This is a genomic window from Psychrobacillus glaciei (assembly GCF_008973485.1).
Lineage (GTDB): Bacteria > Bacillota > Bacilli > Bacillales_A > Planococcaceae > Psychrobacillus > Psychrobacillus glaciei.
On the sequence record NZ_CP031223.1, the window covers coordinates 1,054,241 to 1,072,583 of the forward strand.

The 18,343-nt window shown below is 37.3% G+C and carries 21 protein-coding genes; 20 read left to right on the forward strand and 1 reads right to left on the reverse strand.

Features of this window, described 5'->3' with window-relative positions; translation table 11 throughout:
- The first annotated feature begins 28 nt into the window (after window positions 1-28).
- Window positions 29-703 carry a response regulator gene (locus PB01_RS04690; protein WP_151699120.1) on the forward strand — a complete coding sequence of 225 codons (675 nt, stop codon included), beginning with the start codon at window positions 29-31 and terminating at the stop codon, window positions 701-703.
- A gap of 463 nt (window positions 704-1,166) precedes the next feature.
- On the opposite strand, the gene PB01_RS04695 is transcribed toward PB01_RS04690, so the two are convergent.
- Window positions 1,167-2,093 (reverse strand): nuclease-related domain-containing protein, encoded by a 927-nt coding sequence (locus PB01_RS04695; RefSeq protein WP_151699121.1) that lies wholly within the window; start codon window positions 2,091-2,093, stop codon window positions 1,167-1,169.
- 128 nt (window positions 2,094-2,221) lie between these two features.
- Here PB01_RS04695 and PB01_RS04700 point away from each other — a divergent pair, with 128 nt between their 5' ends.
- From PB01_RS04700 to PB01_RS04790, 19 genes are all read left to right on the forward strand, one after another.
- The gene (locus PB01_RS04700; protein ID WP_151699122.1) at window positions 2,222-2,797 is read left to right on the forward strand and encodes a nuclear transport factor 2 family protein; all 576 of its coding nucleotides are present in this window, start codon (window positions 2,222-2,224) and stop codon (window positions 2,795-2,797) included.
- 375 nt (window positions 2,798-3,172) lie between these two features.
- A complete protein-coding gene (locus PB01_RS04705; protein ID WP_318837511.1) occupies window positions 3,173-4,225 on the forward strand; it encodes an ATP-dependent helicase ComFA in 1,053 nt (350 codons plus the stop codon).
- Window positions 4,222-4,845 carry a ComF family protein gene (locus PB01_RS04710; RefSeq protein WP_151699124.1) on the forward strand — a complete coding sequence of 208 codons (624 nt, stop codon included), beginning with the start codon at window positions 4,222-4,224 and terminating at the stop codon, window positions 4,843-4,845. The genes PB01_RS04705 and PB01_RS04710 overlap by 4 nt, the downstream gene beginning before the upstream one ends.
- Before the next feature lie 45 nt (window positions 4,846-4,890).
- The gene (locus PB01_RS04715; protein ID WP_151699125.1) at window positions 4,891-5,295 is read left to right on the forward strand and encodes a TIGR03826 family flagellar region protein; all 405 of its coding nucleotides are present in this window, start codon (window positions 4,891-4,893) and stop codon (window positions 5,293-5,295) included.
- Window positions 5,296-5,543: 248 nt separating this feature from the next.
- Complete coding sequence (gene flgM / locus PB01_RS04720) at window positions 5,544-5,807, forward strand: flagellar biosynthesis anti-sigma factor FlgM (protein WP_151699126.1); 264 nt, start codon at window positions 5,544-5,546, stop codon at window positions 5,805-5,807.
- Between the two features lie 15 nt (window positions 5,808-5,822).
- The gene (locus PB01_RS04725) at window positions 5,823-6,317 is read left to right on the forward strand and encodes a flagellar protein FlgN (protein WP_151699127.1); all 495 of its coding nucleotides are present in this window, start codon (window positions 5,823-5,825) and stop codon (window positions 6,315-6,317) included.
- Window positions 6,318-6,329: 12 nt separating this feature from the next.
- Window positions 6,330-7,868, forward strand: a complete 1,539-nt coding sequence (flgK, locus tag PB01_RS04730) for a flagellar hook-associated protein FlgK (protein WP_151699128.1) — start codon at window positions 6,330-6,332, stop codon at window positions 7,866-7,868.
- Window positions 7,869-7,884: 16 nt separating this feature from the next.
- Complete coding sequence (flgL, locus tag PB01_RS04735) at window positions 7,885-8,775, forward strand: flagellar hook-associated protein FlgL (protein WP_151699129.1); 891 nt, start codon at window positions 7,885-7,887, stop codon at window positions 8,773-8,775.
- A 57-nt stretch (window positions 8,776-8,832) separates the two neighbouring features.
- Entirely contained in the window at window positions 8,833-9,387 is a 555-nt protein-coding gene (locus tag PB01_RS04740; RefSeq protein ID WP_151699130.1) for a DUF6470 family protein, read from the forward strand.
- Window positions 9,388-9,411: 24 nt separating this feature from the next.
- Complete coding sequence (gene fliW / locus PB01_RS04745) at window positions 9,412-9,849, forward strand: flagellar assembly protein FliW (protein ID WP_151699131.1); 438 nt, start codon at window positions 9,412-9,414, stop codon at window positions 9,847-9,849.
- 4 nt (window positions 9,850-9,853) lie between these two features.
- Entirely contained in the window at window positions 9,854-10,063 is a 210-nt protein-coding gene (gene csrA, locus PB01_RS04750) for a carbon storage regulator CsrA (protein ID WP_151699132.1), read from the forward strand.
- Between the two features lie 187 nt (window positions 10,064-10,250).
- Window positions 10,251-11,747: a flagellin N-terminal helical domain-containing protein gene (locus tag PB01_RS04755; RefSeq protein ID WP_151699133.1), complete on the forward strand. Its 1,497-nt coding sequence runs from the start codon at window positions 10,251-10,253 to the stop codon at window positions 11,745-11,747.
- 397 nt (window positions 11,748-12,144) lie between these two features.
- Complete coding sequence (gene flaG, locus PB01_RS04760) at window positions 12,145-12,516, forward strand: flagellar protein FlaG (protein ID WP_225986169.1); 372 nt, start codon at window positions 12,145-12,147, stop codon at window positions 12,514-12,516.
- A gap of 15 nt (window positions 12,517-12,531) precedes the next feature.
- Entirely contained in the window at window positions 12,532-14,061 is a 1,530-nt protein-coding gene (locus tag PB01_RS04765; protein ID WP_151699134.1) for a flagellar hook-associated protein 2, read from the forward strand.
- A gap of 44 nt (window positions 14,062-14,105) precedes the next feature.
- Window positions 14,106-14,507, forward strand: coding sequence for a flagellar export chaperone FliS (gene fliS, locus PB01_RS04770; protein ID WP_151699135.1), 402 nt, complete (start codon window positions 14,106-14,108; stop codon window positions 14,505-14,507).
- Window positions 14,504-14,857: a flagellar protein FliT gene (locus tag PB01_RS04775; protein ID WP_225986170.1), complete on the forward strand. Its 354-nt coding sequence runs from the start codon at window positions 14,504-14,506 to the stop codon at window positions 14,855-14,857. Before fliS ends, PB01_RS04775 begins: the two co-directional genes overlap by 4 nt.
- A gap of 56 nt (window positions 14,858-14,913) precedes the next feature.
- A complete protein-coding gene (locus PB01_RS04780; protein WP_151699137.1) occupies window positions 14,914-15,300 on the forward strand; it encodes a DUF8042 domain-containing protein in 387 nt (128 codons plus the stop codon).
- A gap of 216 nt (window positions 15,301-15,516) precedes the next feature.
- A complete protein-coding gene (locus PB01_RS04785; RefSeq protein ID WP_151699138.1) occupies window positions 15,517-17,292 on the forward strand; it encodes a putative bifunctional diguanylate cyclase/phosphodiesterase in 1,776 nt (591 codons plus the stop codon).
- A gap of 278 nt (window positions 17,293-17,570) precedes the next feature.
- Window positions 17,571-18,332, forward strand: coding sequence for a C40 family peptidase (locus tag PB01_RS04790; protein ID WP_151699139.1), 762 nt, complete (start codon window positions 17,571-17,573; stop codon window positions 18,330-18,332).
- Window positions 18,333-18,343: the final 11 nt, after the last annotated feature.

Genomic DNA, 18,343 nt, shown 5'->3' on the forward strand with positions numbered 1-18,343 from the left:
ACAGTAGTTTTTCTAGGAGGAAATGACAATGACCAAAATAATCATTATAGATGACCACCAACTTTTTAGAGAAGGGGTTAAACGAATTTTAGACTTTGAAGATTCATTTGAAGTAATCGCAGAAGGAAACGACGGCAATGATGTCCTTCGTTTATACGAACAATACCTTCCAGAAGTTGTGCTAATGGATATCAATATGCCTACCAAAAATGGTGTGGATGCAACAGCTGAACTAATCGAAAAATACCCAGATGCTAAAGTAATCATGCTTTCCATCCATGACGATGAATCTTACGTAACGCACGCATTAAAAACTGGCGCACTAGGATACATGCTAAAAGAAATGGATGCAAACGCAATCGTCGCAGCTATTAAAGTAGTAGCAAAAGGTGGATCCTACTTACATCCGAAAGTAACACGCAACCTAGTTTCAGAATTCCGTCGCCTAAGCGAACGTGAAAATAAAGGAAACTTCCACCAAACTGAAATTCGACGCCCATTCCATTTATTAACAAAGCGCGAATGCGAAGTACTCCAACTTTTAACCGATGGACAAAGTAACCGCACAATCGGCGAAACCCTATTCATCTCTGAAAAAACAGTTAAAAACCACGTATCCAGCATTCTTCAAAAAATGAACGTAAACGACCGCACCCAAGCAGTCGTAACCGGCATCAAAAATGGCTGGGTCGAAGTACGATAATAGTGAACCCTCTTGCGTGAATGTGCAAGAGGGTTTTTTGTTGATGAGCGAGTGTTTGAGTTTGCGATACGCAAGGTTGAACTTGCGTTATCGAGGCTTTAATTTGCGTTATACCAAGTTGAATTTGCGATAAGCCCACTCCTCCATGGAAAATCCCCTTGAGTTTGCGATACGCAAGGTTGAACTTGCGTTATTGAGGCTTTAATTTGCGTTATGCCAAGTTGAATTTGCGCTAATCACGTTCCTCCATGGAAAATCCCCTTGAGTTTGCGATACGCAAGGTTGAACTTGCGTTATCGAGGCTTTAATTTGCGTTATACCAACTTGAATTTGTGATAAGCCTATTCCTCCATGGAAAATCCCCTAAGTTTGCGATACGCGAGGTTGAACTTGCGTTATCGCAGCTTCAATTTGCGTTATGCCAAGCTGAGTTTGCGTTACTCTCCTTATACCCTAGGAGTCATCAATTCCTTTTAGGAGAATAGTATCGCCAGGCACCGCCTTTGTGCACATTTAAATTCAAACTTTTAAGCATGCGAGATGCTGAGTAAATGGAATCGATTTTACAAAAATGGCGAAACTCTTTGTTTGAAATCTCTTTACTAATTAGCCAAAAGTATTCTTGTACTGTTTGACGATGTGCATTTCGTGCATTTTTCTTACATGATGGGCAATTCCATGTTCGCTCTAGACGCTTCATGCCCAACACCCCACAAAACGGGCATTCAACTCCGGGCATCAAAACTTTAGGTGGGATATGATAGTGTTCACATAATGGGGGATAAGTGAACGGGGTTTGCTCCGTTTGAATCACAAGCTCAATCGTCTGCAACTGCTCAGTAGATAGCGGAAGGGAATTGGAATGGTTGTACATCTGAATCACTTTTTCATTCATACTTTCTAATTTTAAAAAAGGGTAGTGCTTAGGCTTTTGCCGAATTCTACACGACTTGGCTGTCATAATAACAGCACCAGTCACTTGCATGCTCGGGAAACCTGTTCTAAAATAATCCTTTATAAAACGAATATGCTTCATAAGTTGAAAATAAGGATTAGGCAACGAATTCTCTTTTTCATCCTCCGTGACTTTATAAAACTCCTCCGTTTCCAAATCGACAAACAAATCGCCGCTATAATTTTTCGACTCCAAAACGATAAAACAACGATCCGTCACAACAAGACAATCTATTTGTACTTTCCACTCTCCAATAGACAGGCTCACATTCGGGAAAATATTCACTAGTCCCGCTAATCGCAACTCATCAAGCTTTCGAACTAGCCTATTCTCTCCGCGATCACCAGCTTCCATTTTTCTAATTTCATCTTGTATAAAGTCAACGGTTTGCACATCAGATATTCTCTTCAATAATGCATGATGTTCTTTCCTCAAAAATTCACCTCCAATCTACCTACATCATATAATCATTTAATAGAAAATTCTACCTATTTAAAATGGAACTAATTAATTGAGTTTTCGTCTTAGTTATGACAAAATAACCTCAGCAGGAGGAGAATTGAATGAAACTTATACACCTATTAATACTTGCAGCAACTGTATTAGCACTTGCTGCTTGCAATAGCAATGAAGATAAAGCAAAAACTGCAGGATCCGCTAGCGATAATGCGCCTTCCAATGCCCAATCGGTGACAGATCATGGGGCAAAAGATAAATCTCAAGTAGGCTTCCAAATGGCTGGAGGCAATATTGAAGAAGCGATGAATGTCCCGAAAAAAGCAAAAATAGCTATTATTGAGGCTTTCAACGAATACATGGACGCATTTAATGAAGAAAATATTGACCGCTACATGAAGACAATCTCCAAAAAACCAGAAGGCTTCAACTATGAAACGGAAAAAAGCGATGTACAAGCTGCATTCAAGGAATATGACATTACACGTACCGCAGAAAATACGACGATCATTCAATACGATGAAAATAACGCACAAGTATTTGCCAACCTAAATACCAATCTCGTACAACCATCGACGGGTGCAAAACTCGAACGCAATGGACGTCAAGTCACTGTATTCGTCAAAGAAGACGGCAAATGGCTTGTCACAAGCGTCTACTTTATGATGGAAACATCCAAATAACAAAAGCCCCTCGATCATGTCGATGGGGCCTTTTTACTATTACATTTAAACTAAATATTCAGTAAACTAGTAATAGTACAAAAAGTCAGGAGATAGCCCATGGACAAAAAACTACAACAATTTTTAACTGGCCGCATATGGCTTCGCGAACACACCCCATTCCCGCCCGAAGTCATCGACGCCCACATCGACAGCGGTCATATCCACCTCAAACCCGGCATCATCACACACACCCATAACTTTTTCTTTTGGCAATTAAAGAAGAGCTTCTGTAACCGATGCCACAACACAAACCAACACTTATTTCACACATTTGACTGTGCTCGCTGTAACCAAAAATGTACCTATTGCCGCCATTGCATACGGATGGGGCGGGTGAGTAGTTGTTCAGAGTTACTTCTTTGGGACAAGCATCATGCTCGCGGCGCGAACGCACACATCTTCGACTGGAGCGGCCAACTAACACCGCTTCAACAAAAAGCAAGTGAAGAGCTTCTCACAAGTGTCCAACAAAATAAATCCCACCTCCTGCACGCAGTTTGTGGAGCGGGAAAAACAGAGCTACTCTTCCCATCTATTTTCGCATCATTACAAGAAGGAAAACGAGTTTGCGTCGCAGCTCCTAGAACAGATGTCATCCTAGAACTTTTCCCACGGTTCCAAAAAGTATTCCCGAAAACGAACATACACGCACTATACGGAAGTGCTCCAGACCAGGATGGATTTGCCGAACTGGTTCTAGCAACTACGCACCAGCTCTACCGTTTCGAAAACACATTCGATGTCGTATTTGTCGACGAAGCAGATGCCTTCCCGTATTACGCGGACGAAACATTGAGACGAGCTGTCACGAAAGCGACGAAAAAAAATGCTGCCATTCATTACGTAACTGCCACTCCTACCAAATCATTAAAAACAACTAACCAATCTGTACTTTCCCGTAGGTATCATGGACATGACCTACCAGTTCCAACATACAGCGCACTATGGGGGTACACACGTAAATTGAAAAAAGGAAAAATCCCAACTAAACTTCAACAATGGATTGAAGATAAAACAAAAAATAATATCCCATTTCTCGTTTTCTTACCAACAATTGAAATGCTTGAAAACTTCCCTGAAAATTTACCGAGAGTTCATGCAGAACATCCGGATCGAAAAGAGATCGTTATGCAACTTCGTGAAAAGAAAATACCAGGTCTACTTACGACAACCATTTTAGAACGAGGCATTACGATTGAGAATGTCCACGTAGCGGTAGTAGGAGCAGAACAGAAAATATTCACTTCGAGCGCACTCATTCAAATTAGTGGCCGAGTTGGACGCTCATTCAAATACCCGGACGGTGATATCGTCTTCTTCCATCACGGCATTACCCATGAAATGGATAAAGCAAAAGCCGCAATCGAAGGGTGGAACAAAGAATGAACTGCTTAATATGCGGAAGTATCTTTCAATCACCTCCTACTTGGAGAAAGTTATTTATATATGAAATAGAGCCGACAGCCTGTAATCGATGTCTAAGTAAATTCGAGAAAACTTCCCCTGAAATTGATTTCTCGGATTTTCAAGGAACCTATTACGAGGGGGCGGTCGATTCAGTCACAACTTTTTACACCTACAAAGAAGCGATGAAAAGTTATTTACATCAATATAAATTCTTGCAAGATGTAGCACTCGCACAAGTATTTGCAGATGAACTTCGCCATGTATTCCAAGCTAAAGAAGGAATAGTCGTCCCAATTCCAATGCATCCAGAAAAGCTACTGCGCAGAACTTTCGCTCAAGTAGATGAACTGTTAAGTTGCGCGGGAATCCCTTTCAAACAATTACTCGCTAAAACAGAGACAAATGAGCAAGGGAAAAAGACAAAAAAAGAACGGTTAGAAGCAAAATCACTATTTAAAGTAATAGATAAAATAGAAGCACAAAACTATCTTTTATTCGATGATATCTACACAACTGGTACTACTATTCATCATGCTGCAAAAGTATTAAAGGAAGCAGGTGCTAAAAGAGTCGATGCGATTACTTTAATAAAAGGATAGATTGCCGATATATAGGAGGAGATATTGAACCAAGGAGGATCTACCATGGGAGAACTGAAAAATTGCCCTTCCTGCGGCGAATTTTTTAACTATACAGGACTAAGAGAAGTATGTAATAACTGTGCAATGAATGAAGAAAAACTATATGAAGTTGTGTACCGTTTCCTTCGTAAACGTGAAAATCGTGCTGCTACTGTCGAACGAATCGTTGAAGTAACAGGCGTGGAAGAATCCCTTCTACACAAGTGGGTTCGAAAAGGCCGACTACAACCAGCCATGTTCCCAAACCTCGGCTACCCATGCGACAATTGTGGAAAATTAACCATTCAAGGAAAACTATGCAAAGGGTGTACAGAAGAGTTTAAATCCGGCCTCCGTCAATTAGACGCCGCTTTAGAATTCCGAGAAAAAGTGAACACCCACGAAAATACCTATCATAAACAAAAATAACTCCCACCTAATATAGGAGTTTCAGACTGTAGGCAAACTCGATAAAAATTGAGTTTGTCTACAGTCTTTTTCTTATCTTCCCGCTCTAGCGTACCTGTGACAGACTCAATTGTTCCCCAAATTGTGGCTGACACGGGACGCGGGTTTACACATTCCATATATTTCATCTAAATTAATCTAAACACTTCAAAATTCTAACCGAAATAACCTATAGACACTTCTTATAGAAGAAGGGAGGACTAAAAAACATGAAAATTTCAAATATACCTTTAAACCAAGTAAATCCATACAAACGCAACCAGCAACAAACGGAAAAAGCACAAAACACACCAAAACCAACAACCGATCAACTAGAAATTTCATCTGCAGCAAAAAACATGCAAATAAAATCTCCAATTGAAGTAGAACAAGCAGAACGAGTTGCTGCTATAAAAGCAGATATCGATGCAGGAACATACAAAGTAGATGCGAAACAACTAGCATCGAACATCCTCAATTATTACCGTATTTAGAAGGAGCTCAAAAACATGTCCATCGAAAAAATTTTGCAAGCTCTAACGAAACTTGAAAAGCTGCACAAAAGTTTACTAGAAATTGCATACAAAAAAACAGAAGCCATCAAAACCGGGGACATGGACAGTCTAAACCAACTGCTCAAGGACGAGCAGGCACATGTAGCAGGCATTTCTCAACTGGAACATCAGCGTCAATTAGAGGTAACGGATTACCTTCGAGCAAAAGGAATTGCTCCTACTGACAACCCAACTGTTGCACTAGTTTTAGAAAATACCAACACAGACGAAGAAAAGGCTCTGCTTGGGGCAGCACGTAACAAGCTCCTACTTACTCTAGAAACACTAAGACACCAAAACGATCTAAACCAAAAACTAACTCTCCAATCATTACAATTCGTCAACTTAACACTAGAAATGTTACGACCGAAGCCAGATCAAATAAACTACTCAAAAACCGAAGTAAAAGGTCCCTCACAAGACAAAACCTACTTCGACTCACAAGCATAAGGAGGCGAACCCATGGGCTCCACATTTATGGGACTAGAAGCAAGTAAACGCGGACTTACAACACAACAATCCGCACTGTATACAACGGGACATAATATTTCAAACGCAAACACAGTAGGGTTTTCACGCCAACGTGTAAACATGCAAACATCTCTACCTTACCCTGGAATGGGTCTAAATGCAGCAAAAGTTCCTGGATTTATTGGAACGGGCGTCGAAGCACAATCTGTTCAACGTATACGAGATCAATTCATTGACCGCCAATTTCGTCAAGAATCTAACAAACTAGGATACTGGGAAACAAAATCTAATGCGATTTCCCAGATGGAAGATATTCTCTCAGAACCATCTGATTTTGGTTTAAACACATCGTTAGATCAGTTTTGGAAGTCGCTTCAAGATTTAAGTACTAATCCAGAAAATGCTGGTGCACGAAAAGTAGTCGTGCAAAGAGGTATTGCAGTTGCAGAATCATTTAACTATATCAATAAACAATTGACGGATATCCAAGGGAATTTAAAGAATGAAATTCGAGTTTCAACAAATGATGTGAACTCTATATTGAAACAAATTGCATCCATTAACGAGCAAATTCAACAAATTGAACCTAATGGTTATATGCCAAATGATTTATATGATACTCGAGATACTTTGCTGGATGAATTAACTACCTATTTCCCAATTGAATTAGAGTATTCTAAATCAGGCGGAAACGCACTGGCGATTGCAGAAGGCACAGTAAAGGTATCTATTAAAACAAACAGCGGATTAGTTGAGGTAGTAAATGGAAAAGATGCTGTAACTTTAAAGGCGGATGGTTTAAATAATGATAATAGTTTTGAACCTTTTACTCAGTTTACGGTGGAAGGTAAGGGAAATATAAAAGGAGGAACAATTAGTTATAGCGATTTAGACAAAAGTAAAGGTAAATTGCTAGCAACCATTGACTCTTATGGATATACAGATAAAAGTGTTACGACAGGATTTTATCCTGAGATGCTTAAGAACTTAGACGATATGGCTGCTGCTTTCGCTAAAAAGTTTAACGAAATACACGGAGGTGGTACTGATTTAAACGGTGATGTTGGTAAAGACTTTTTTGTTTCTAAAACGGGTAGTCCTATATCAATATCAGCAAGTACTATTTCTGTAGATTCTATTTTTGAAAGCGAGCCGTCTTTATTAGCTGCCTCTTCATCCACTGGAAAAGAAGAGGGGAATGGGGCAAATGCATTATTACTTAGTAAGATGAAATTCGATCCTTTAACGATTGGTTCCGCAACAAATACTACTGTACAATCTTTCTATCAATCTATCATTGGTAAACTTGGAGTTGATGGTGAACAAGCAAATCGATTGGCTTATAATTCAGCTACAATTAAATTAACAGTGGAGAATAATCGTGCTTCAGTCAGTTCTGTTTCTTTAGATGAGGAAATGACGAATATGATCACATTCCAACAAGCTTATAATGCCTCTGCTCGTATGATTACTGTAATAGATGAAACATTAGACAAAATTATCAACGGTATGGGACGAGTAGGACTATAATTAGGAGGTCAATCATATGCGCATAACGCAATCAATGCTTTCGACTAATATGCTTCGTAATTTGTCTAATAGTTATAACAAAATGGCAACATTACAAGAACAGATTAACACGGGAAAAAAAATTACTAGGCCTTCCCAGGATCCGGTAGTAGCTATAAAAGGTATCGGGTACCGTACAGATTTAGGAAAAGTAGAACAATATCAACGTAATCTTGGAGAAGTGAACAACTGGTTAGATAGTTCAGATGATGCGCTTGATAAAGTTGGATTAGCACTAAAACGTGTACAAGAATTAGTAACGGATGCTGCGAACGATACAAAAACTCCTGAAGATCGAGATAAGATAAAAAATGAAATAACTCAAATAAAAGCACAAATTCGTGATTTAGCCAATACGAAAGTTGGAGATAAATATATTTTCTCCGGAACAAAGACATTATCACCACTATACGACAGCAACGGATCTATATTAGGAGAAACTGGGGTCGATGGTGCCGTTAATATTGAAGTTTACGATGGGGTAGAAATCAAAGTAAATACAAATGGTAAAACAATGTTTGAAGATATTGATAAGATGATGGAAAATATTGAATCATCCCTAGATAGTTCAAAAGTTCCGGTAGCAACAGGAGCGGATATCGGAAAATACTTAGAAGATATTAATAAAAATCAAGATTCAGTCTTAGGTGCCCGTGCAGACATCGGAGCACGTCAAAATCGTGTAGAAATGATGGAAGACAGACTAGGCGCACAAGAAATTATTGTAACAAAACAACTTTCCGCTAACGAAGATATCGATTATGAAAAAGCTATCACTGAAATGATCACACAAGAATCAATTCACCGTGCAGCACTCTCAGTGGGTGCCCGAATCATTCAACCAAGCTTAGTAGACTTTTTACGATAATAAATAAAAGCGTTTGGACAACTTGTTCCAAGCGCTTTCTTTAAAGGGGGAGCAAAAATGAATATTCCCAAACTTCAAGTCCAGACCACAAAAGCTCAAATCGGTTTAAACATTCAAAAGGCCGTGCAACAAATTGAACAACCGAAAGCCAATCTAGACTTACAACAGCCAAAAGCAATACAAACGATGGAAACGACACAACCCACGCTTTCCATAGATACCGAACAAGCAAGAGCTGACTTAGATTTAATGAGCTCAAACAGAAGAACTGCAGAAGTTGCAGATTACGGAAGACAAACGGCATTAGAAGGAGTTGCCAGACGAGCACAAGAAGGTAATGAGCTAATGCGAATTGAAAATGGTGGAAATCCCATAGCTAGTCAAGCAATGCAATGGGGAAGACAACCGTATTCATCTTTGTCCATTCAATTCATCCCGTCTCAAGGTAGTGTTAAAGAAAGCTTTCAACCAGGAACCGTCGATATACGAGTAGAACCACAGCAAGTAATTAATAACACAACAACCAACAAACCAATCCATACATACACGCCAGGAAAAGTAACAGTAGAGATGTTACAAAATCCCTCCATAACAATTGATTGGCTAGTATAAAGAATCGTAAGGAGCTAAAACAACATGAAACTGAAAACTGCCTATTTGGGCGAAATAGAAGTCGCAGAATCCAGTATTGTAAATTTTGAGCATGGCATACCAGGATTTGAACAAGAAAAATTCTTCGCGTTACTTCCAGTAGAAGATAACGAAGTTTTTAACGTATTACAATCGACACATACTGAATCATTAGCATTTATCATTACAAATCCATATACAATCTCAAACAACTATACATTTGAATTAGACGAAGCAACGGTTCACACTTTGCAAATAAATGAAGAAAAAGAAGTCGCAGTATTTGCGATTGTTTCATTGAAAGAAACAATTGCAACATCTACCATCAATCTAAAAGCACCAATCGTTTTAAATACAACAAATAAAAAAGCGAAACAAGTTATTTTAAATAACGAAGAACACGACATTCGTCACCTCATTTCAACAGAAAGTATAAAAGGGTGATCACATGCTAGTTCTTTCACGCAAAGCAGGAGAAACAATTTGGATTGGGGAAGACGTGGAAATCGTAATCTCTGAAGTAAAAGGAGAACAAGTAAAAATAGGCATCCGAGCACCAAGGAGCATTGACGTTATCCGTGGGGAATTAAGAGAAGATGTGTCTAATTCGAATACAGAAGCAGTGCTTAAAAACTTGGACATATTTAAACAAAAGTAAAAACAATTCCAATAAATCGACAAAAAGATTCAAAAAAATAGAAAAAGCTATTAAACAATGAAAAAACATTCCGATACTATCTATGTAAGCAAGAAAAACGAGGTCCGGCCGGCTCGGTTCTCTTGTTCAACATACTAAAACACTGCTCACAAGGACGTGAGCAACACATTTCAAGGAGGAACTAATAATGATTATCAATCACAATATTGCAGCACTTAACACACACCGTCAGTTATCAACTGCGACAAACGCACAATCTAAATCGATGGAAAAGCTTGCTTCAGGTCTTCGTATCAATAAAGCTGGAGATGATGCAGCAGGTCTAGCAATCTCTGAAAAAATGCGTGGACAAATCCGTGGGTTGGACCAAGCTTCTAAAAACTCACAAGATGCGATTTCACTTATTCAAACTGGTGAGGGTGCATTAAATGAAACTCACGATATTTTGCAAAGAATGAGAGAATTATCCGTTCAATCAGCAAATGATACAACTACAAACGATGATCGTAAAAAGATACAAGCAGAAGTTGATGAGCTTGCGAAGGAAATTACTCGTGTTTCTAATACTACAGAGTTTAATACACAAAATTTATTAGCAGGCGGATTAGAGAACACTTATCAAATTGGCGCTAATAAAGGTCAAAATATAAGTTTAAGTATTAAAGCAATGGATGCCAAATCTTTAGGTGTTGCTGGTTCTGAAGTTAGTACTACTGTCACAAGTGCAGAACTTGCTAAAACGGGAATTTCCAGTGTTGATACTACATCAGCTGGGGGAGTTAATGGGAAACATGTTGCTATAAAGTATGATGATGCCGCAGTTGCAGTTACAGCAGGTGGTCTAACATCTATGGTAGATGATGCTAGTGCATATACAGGTTCTTCTGATAAAACTTTCACATTAAAAGCTGCTGCTGTAGATGGTGCCGGAAAAGTTACTGATTTGCAATTCTCAACTGATGGAGGGAAAAACTGGAAATCAGCAACTGTTGGTACTAATAATGGAGCTGACTGGATTTTAGAAGACGGCGTTGCAGTGAAAGACATGGCAGTTACAGGTATTGCAAAAGGTGCAACAGGAACAATTTCAGCAACTGCAGAAAAGTTAACTATTTCTTTAGATAACGATGGTGCAGGTGCAGGTAGAATTGGTAAGGAAGTCGTAGTCCATAACAATCAGTCTAGTGCTGTTATTGGATCTGATGCTACTGATCAAGTTGTAACAGTTAACTTTGATTTTGATACAGTAAAAGGAAATTTAACTTCTGGAGCTGGTTATTCAGCTGGAAAATCTACTGCAATAGCTCAAACAGTAACAGAATCTACATCAGCGACTATCGGAGCAAATGGTACTGTCACTAATGAAGCAACAGCAAAAGGCGGTATAAATGTTTCAAGTCAATCTAAGGCAAACTTAGCTATTGAAACAATTAATAATGCTATTACAACTGTCTCGGAAGAGCGTTCTAAACTAGGTGCTGTACAAAATCGTCTAGAACACACAATCAATAACTTAAACACATCTTCTGAAAACCTAACTGCTGCGGAATCTCGTATCCGTGACGTAGACATGGCGAAAGAAATGATGAACCAAACTAAGAACTCAATTCTTTCTCAAGCTGCTCAAGCTATGCTTGCTCAAGCTAACCAACAACCACAAGGCGTGCTTCAATTATTACGTTAATCTGGTTATTAAAACGCGGTCCGAGCAATCGGCCGTGTTTTTTCATAATTGAATTTAATCAGCGAAAAAAATGATAACTTTTCCCAGTGTAAGAAACAATTCTAACAATGGACTACTACTCAGTTTTAATATTAAACATGTGCATGATATGTAGTAGAACATTTTTAGATATCATTTCACTTGCAATTACAATTTAACCGTAAAATTATTATATTAATTTTTCCCCAAGAGAATTCTTCTCTATTTTATTATAAACTAATAATATATTTGTTTATCAGATGACTAAAACCTCCTCCATCTATTATCACCAACTTAATGTAAATCCGTTGTTAATAACATTTGTTCATAACCGATATATAAACTAAGACATGTACTTATCTAGGGGGCAAGATTTTGTATGGTAAATCGTATTACTGACTCTGCTGTTAACATTCCATTTAATATGATAACTAAAACAGCAGAACACGATTCTTTTGTGGAACCTATTGTATCCGTTTCTGCTCAAACTTCCGATTCTAAAGAAAACGCAGAACAAGATTTCTTACCTGCTGAAAAAGCGAAAAAGATGACAGACAGTATGAACAAGTTTTTGGAAACGACAAATACCGAATTGCGTTTTAAATATCATGAAAAGCTGAATATGTATTATGTGACGTTAATAGACTCCAAAACAGATGAAGTAGTTCGAGAAATTCCATCAAAGAAAATGTTGGATATGTACGCAGCAATGCAGGATTTTATGGGACTTTTTGTTGATAAAAAAATATAAAGGGTTGGTGATTTCGTGCGTATTACCGGATTAGCGAGTGGTATGGATACAGAGTCGATGATTAAGGATTTAATGAAGGCTCAGAGAATTCCTTTAGATAAAATAACACAGAAAAAGCAATATACTGAGTGGCAATTAGAAGATTATCGATCGATTAATAGAAAACTAAATGACTTTAGTAATAACCTTTTTGATACGATGATGAAACAATCCACATTTTTAGCTAAAACCGTGAATGTATCATCTCCAGATGCAGTTAGTATAAAAAGCGTAAGTGGAACTTCTGAATTTTCCGGAACGATTTCCGTTTCTCGTTTAGCATCCCAGGCATCTATGCAAAGCAATGATAGTATCGGGAAAAATATTGATACAAAATTGACAATGAGTAAATTAGGTTATATAGGAACAACTGGTTCGGTTACCATTAATGCGATTGATGCGGGGGGGGATTTAAAGGCGGAAAATACGAAAACAATTATTTTTGATCCTTCAACGGATACTCTGGAATCAGTATTGAAAAAGATAAATAGTGAATCTGGAGTGTCAGCTTTTTACGATTCATTTTCGGGTAAAATTGCAATGACGGCTAAAAACTCCGGAAATGTTGTTGGTGACGTTGAGATGCAAGTAAGTGGGGATTTGGCAACATTTTTTAATTTATCAACAAATAACGTTATTGCTGAACAAGATGGAAATGGGAAATCCGGTGTAAATTCAAAGTTTATTTTTAATGGTTTGGAAACAGAAAGATCTAGTAACTCCTTCCAAATTAATGGATTTGAGATATCTTTAAAACAAGTAACTACTGATCCAACGGATTCCTCAAAAACAAATTCGGTATCTTTCAGTTCTGCTCCTGATACGGATAAAATAGTGGATGCAGTTAAGAAGTTTGTTGATAATTACAATAAATTGATCGAAGAGTTAAACGCAAAAGTCCGGGAAGTAAAATATCGCGATTTCCAACCACTATCTACTGAACAAAAAGCAGATATGAAGGAAAAAGAAATTGAACTTTGGGAAGAAAAGGCAAAGAGTGGTACTCTTAAAAATGAATCAATTCTAACGAGTATGCTTCAAAGTATGCGCTCCGCATTAAACAGTGTTGTTGAAGGTACATCTGGTACTCTGCGTTTGAGTGACATCGGTATAACAACTTCTAAAGATTACTTAACGAATGGTAAATTAGAGATTGACGAAACAAAACTGAGAGAAGCGATTAATGCTGATCCAAACAAAGTATATGAAGTTTTTGCAAAACCGGGATCTACGGAAAAGGATACAGGTCTGGCTTCAAAAATTCGTACTAGTATCATTCAGAGTAGAACTAAATTAACTGATAAAGCCGGAATAACTGGTGCCCCTAATTCAACGTTTTCCATAGGGCGTTTACTTAAAGGCTACGATGATCAAATTACTCGATTCGAAGCTCGCCTTAAAACAATAGAAAGTCGTTATTACAAACAATTTTCAGCGATGGAATCGGCCATTCAACGTGCAAATGCGCAGTCTGCTCAGCTTACAAATGCATTTAGTAATAACTAATCAGAAGTTTTAATTATATTGTTATTGAAAAGAGGAGTGTCTTCATGGCTGTGAATAATCCATACAAAGCCTATCAACAAAATAGTGTGACCCAATCTACCCCTGGTGAGTTGACACTCATGTTGTATAATGGCTGTTTGAAATTTTTGAATCAAGCTAAAAAAGGAATAGAAACGAAAGATATTGAACTAAAAAATACGAATATCCAAAAAGCACAAAATATTTTGCGTGAACTGATGATTACGCTCGATATGTCTGTACCTGTTTCTAAATCCATGATTACCTTATATGAATATATGCTTAATCATTTAGTCGAAGCAAATATTCAAAATGATCTAGCAAAAGTGGATGAAGTGATTGGATATACGACGGAATTCCGTGATACTTGGAAGCAAGTCATACAAATCAATCGTCAAAAACAATATGGCTCTACTGGTGAAATATGATTCGCAATAGTCTAATGGCATGGAGAAATGCGACAGAACTTTTAGTACGCATTTTGGATATGCGAGAAGAAGATAAGCGTGATGCCGTGATTGAACAAATGGAGAAGTTGTTAGATGAACGAGATACCTTGCAACCATCCATTCAAGCGCCATTCACAAATGAGGAAGAAGCATTTGGAAAAGAGCTACTCCCATTAGAAGCAGCACTTCAAGAAAAAATGAAATTGTTTATGAATGACATTCGCCTCAATATTACAGAGCAACAAAAGAAAAAAGTGTCCGTCCATGCTTATATGGACCCTTATGCTCAAGTATATCGAGATGGCACATTTTACGATAAGAAAAATTAATACACAAACCGGCATCTAGCATATGCTTTGCAGATTTTTTAGAGGGAGTCAACAACATGTCAACTTTCATTGAAGAACATTTACAACTAGTCCATCAATATCGTGAAATGCTAGAATCTATCGAGGAAGGCTTTCAATATGTATTGGCTAGTTTTCAAGATTACTCTAAAACAGAAGGTGACTTGGTACTCAGTGATATCTTTACAGCCTTTGTACGAATTGTCCAGGTTAATCAAGATTTATCCGTCCTATTTCAAGATAATGCCTCCATTGTTGAAGCGATAAATTCGTTTGATGAAGTTGTTTTAGCGACTGATAAAATGGATGGCTTATTTGAAAAATCACAAGAGAAACAAGAGATAGTATCAAAGTTTCTATATCCTGCATTTGAACTATGGCATCAAAAGATCCAACCACTGCTAATAGAACTTACACAACTTTAATAGAAAAGCTCCAAGATCAAAGTCTTGGAGCTTTTTACTATTTTTCAGCACTTCTCTCTTAAAATCCATTTTCCTATTCACAAGAATAAAATAGATGCATATTTTACATAAATACTCATTATTCTACAAATTCATACAAGTAGACTTACTATTCTAATAAATTTAGTTTATAATTGTAGTAATATATTCCTCAAAAAGAAGGGGGTAATTTGTATTGTGAATACTTTATTAAACTCAAAAGTAGATAGCGTTAAAAATCGGAAGATATTTGATCAATTGTTAGAAATGGGCCAATTGTATAATCTAACTTTACATGAAGCTCTAGGTGAAGTTTGTCACAAATCGTCGATGCTCCTAGAAGTGGATCAAGTGTCGATTTGGATGCTTTCTAGTGATTCCTCTACACTTACTAAAATCGCCTCTTCTATTCAAATGGAGGATGAAGTTTCAGAGGTGCATCAAAAAGATTATCCTAGCTACTTCGAATTAATGAAAGAAGAGCATTTTTGGTCAGCAGAGCAAATGGATGAGCATATTTTTCCAATATCTACACATTCTAATCGGTTAGAGTTTAAACTTACTGATCAGAAAGACTTTCATGGAGTATTAAGTATTCGCTACTCGAACAGGAGAGAATGGTCAGATGATTATTTATTTGTACTGCCATCAATAGTTCATTCTATTATGCTATTAGTGGAAAGAGAATCATATAAAAGGCTTGCAATGGTAGACGCTTTGACAGGCCTTCGAAATTTAACTTCCTTTTTAGAAGAAACAACGGAAAGAATGACAAAAGTGGATGAAACAATGGATACCTACTTTATCTACCTTAAAATAGATCTTTTTCAAGATATTCAAGATGTACTAGGAATTGATGGGGCAGATGAAGTTTTAAAAGAGGTAGCGTTGCGAATTCAAACGCTATTTCCTGCACCTTATTTAACTGCAAGGATCGGTTTTGATCATTTTGCCGTTTATTTTGATACAGCTAATAAGCCGCAAATGGGAGAGCGATATTTTGAAAAGGCTGACGAGGCGCTTGCTAAACAAATAATGGTCGATGATCAAGAAGTATATTTAACATATTCTATTGGTTTTAGCCAATTTCCACAACATGGAAATAACGCTAAAGCTTGTTTAAATGCAGCACAAATAGCTTTAAATAATGGACGAAAGAAATTTTCAAGAAATGCACAAACTTTTTACCAACCTGAAATGTATACATCGATGTCGAATGATTTGCACACCGAGATGAATCTTCGTAAAGGGATAGAATCTAATGAGTTCGAACTATATTATCAACCAAAAGTGAACTGCGAGGACGGATCAATTGCTGGTTTTGAAGCACTTATTAGGTGGAATCATCCAAAACTCGGTATTAGAGGACCTATGGAGTTTATCCCAATTGCAGAATCGACGGGATTAATAATACCGATCGGTGAGTGGGTTATTACACAGGCATTGAAACAATTAGCATTGTGGGATATAGGACACCGCAAACAGTACACCATTTCCATTAATATTTCATCTCGACATTTTTTGCATAATGACTTTCCTAAGTACTTGTTGAGCCAAATGGACTATTACAAAGTTTCTCCAAGTCGACTAGTTATTGAGATTACGGAAAGCGTTGCGATGATGGAATATGAAACAGTGAAGGAACGAATCCATTATTTAAATGAGTTAGGATTTTCAGTTAGCATTGACGACTTCGGCACAGGTTTTTCTGCTTTTGTTTATTTGCAACATTTTCCTATAAAAGAAATTAAAATTGACCGTCAGTTTATTCAAGAAATTGAAAGTGATGAAAAGAGTTTAAGCATTACAAGGACAATTATTAATCTTGCAGAGCAACTATCGTTAAGAGTGGTTAGTGAAGGTGTAGAAACAATCGAGCAATGGGAAAAACTTAAAATGTTAGGGTGTCACGAACTACAAGGTTTTTATTTTTCAAAGCCGCTGAATATCAAAAAAATAGAAGAATTATATTAAGACCTTTTTTGAATTTATTTTAATAAATGAAGGAACTGAAAAACACTAAGTTAGTTTTTATATAGTAACTATTTGCTGAATATTAACTCCTCGTAAAAGGATTTAGTGCGACTTTAAATTCTATTTGTGACTAGATTGCGAAGGAGTTAATCTCTTTTACTTAGATTAATCGCAAATAAACCATATTTCCTGGGCAATATTTTGTAGAAAAATAGTAGTGAGATATTAATAGATTAATGTTATCATTAACTTACTAGTAAATTAGAAGGAGGGTCTATATGTTTAAAAAAGTGCTATTAGTAACGGTACTAATGTTCTCGTTCGCAGCGACAGCAAGTGCAAGTACTAACACGTTATATGAAGTAAAAAAAGGGGACTCTTTAAGCAGCATTGCCAAAACATATAAGATAACCGTGAACGATCTACTAACATGGAATAAGCTGTCGAAAGATAGTATTTTCGTGAAGCAAAAATTAATCGTACTAAAGCCTACAATTGTTAAGACATCAACTAAAACACCGCAAACGGTTGTAGCTACGAAACCTGTTTCACCGGTTAAACCACAAACTGTTGAGAAACCAGTTCAAGTAAAAGCAGAAGAACTTATTACAAGTCCCGGTCCTCTACTTGATGAAGCAAAACCACTATCCTCAAATGGACAAGCAATTTATAGTTTATCAGTAGATTTTGCAGGACGTATGCAAGGCATCCCATATTTGAATGCAGGTATAACAATGGCTGGCTTTGATTGTAGTGGATTTATTTATTTTGTTTATACCCAAGCGGGATTAAAGATTAGTCGTCAAAGTAGCGAGGGTTATTTTGCGAGTAGTGCTCCTGTTACAAATCCAATCGTCGGGGATTTAGTCTTTTTTGAGAATACATATGGCATAGGGATTTCCCACATGGGAATCTACATAGGTAATAATGAATTTATTCATGCAGGCACTAAAGGTGTAGAAAAGGCAACTTTAGATTTACCTTATTGGAAGGAACATTTTGTTTCATTTAAACGATTTCATGCAGTAAGTGTGAATTAGAAAGTAGGGAT

Coding starts and splice junctions, on each gene's coding strand:
- PB01_RS04690 (WP_151699120.1), top strand. CDS start 29: ATGACCAAAATAATCATTATAGATGACCACCAACTTTTTAGAGAAGGG.
- PB01_RS04700 (WP_151699122.1), top strand. CDS start 2,222: ATGAAACTTATACACCTATTAATACTTGCAGCAACTGTATTAGCACTT.
- PB01_RS04710 (WP_151699124.1), top strand. CDS start 4,222: ATGAACTGCTTAATATGCGGAAGTATCTTTCAATCACCTCCTACTTGG.
- PB01_RS04715 (WP_151699125.1), top strand. CDS start 4,891: ATGGGAGAACTGAAAAATTGCCCTTCCTGCGGCGAATTTTTTAACTAT.
- flgM (WP_151699126.1), top strand. CDS start 5,544: ATGAAAATTTCAAATATACCTTTAAACCAAGTAAATCCATACAAACGC.
- PB01_RS04725 (WP_151699127.1), top strand. CDS start 5,823: ATGTCCATCGAAAAAATTTTGCAAGCTCTAACGAAACTTGAAAAGCTG.
- flgK (WP_151699128.1), top strand. CDS start 6,330: ATGGGCTCCACATTTATGGGACTAGAAGCAAGTAAACGCGGACTTACA.
- flgL (WP_151699129.1), top strand. CDS start 7,885: ATGCGCATAACGCAATCAATGCTTTCGACTAATATGCTTCGTAATTTG.
- PB01_RS04740 (WP_151699130.1), top strand. CDS start 8,833: ATGAATATTCCCAAACTTCAAGTCCAGACCACAAAAGCTCAAATCGGT.
- fliW (WP_151699131.1), top strand. CDS start 9,412: ATGAAACTGAAAACTGCCTATTTGGGCGAAATAGAAGTCGCAGAATCC.
- csrA (WP_151699132.1), top strand. CDS start 9,854: ATGCTAGTTCTTTCACGCAAAGCAGGAGAAACAATTTGGATTGGGGAA.
- PB01_RS04755 (WP_151699133.1), top strand. CDS start 10,251: ATGATTATCAATCACAATATTGCAGCACTTAACACACACCGTCAGTTA.
- flaG (WP_225986169.1), top strand. CDS start 12,145: ATGGTAAATCGTATTACTGACTCTGCTGTTAACATTCCATTTAATATG.
- fliS (WP_151699135.1), top strand. CDS start 14,106: ATGGCTGTGAATAATCCATACAAAGCCTATCAACAAAATAGTGTGACC.
- PB01_RS04775 (WP_225986170.1), top strand. CDS start 14,504: ATGATTCGCAATAGTCTAATGGCATGGAGAAATGCGACAGAACTTTTA.
- PB01_RS04780 (WP_151699137.1), top strand. CDS start 14,914: ATGTCAACTTTCATTGAAGAACATTTACAACTAGTCCATCAATATCGT.
- PB01_RS04790 (WP_151699139.1), top strand. CDS start 17,571: ATGTTTAAAAAAGTGCTATTAGTAACGGTACTAATGTTCTCGTTCGCA.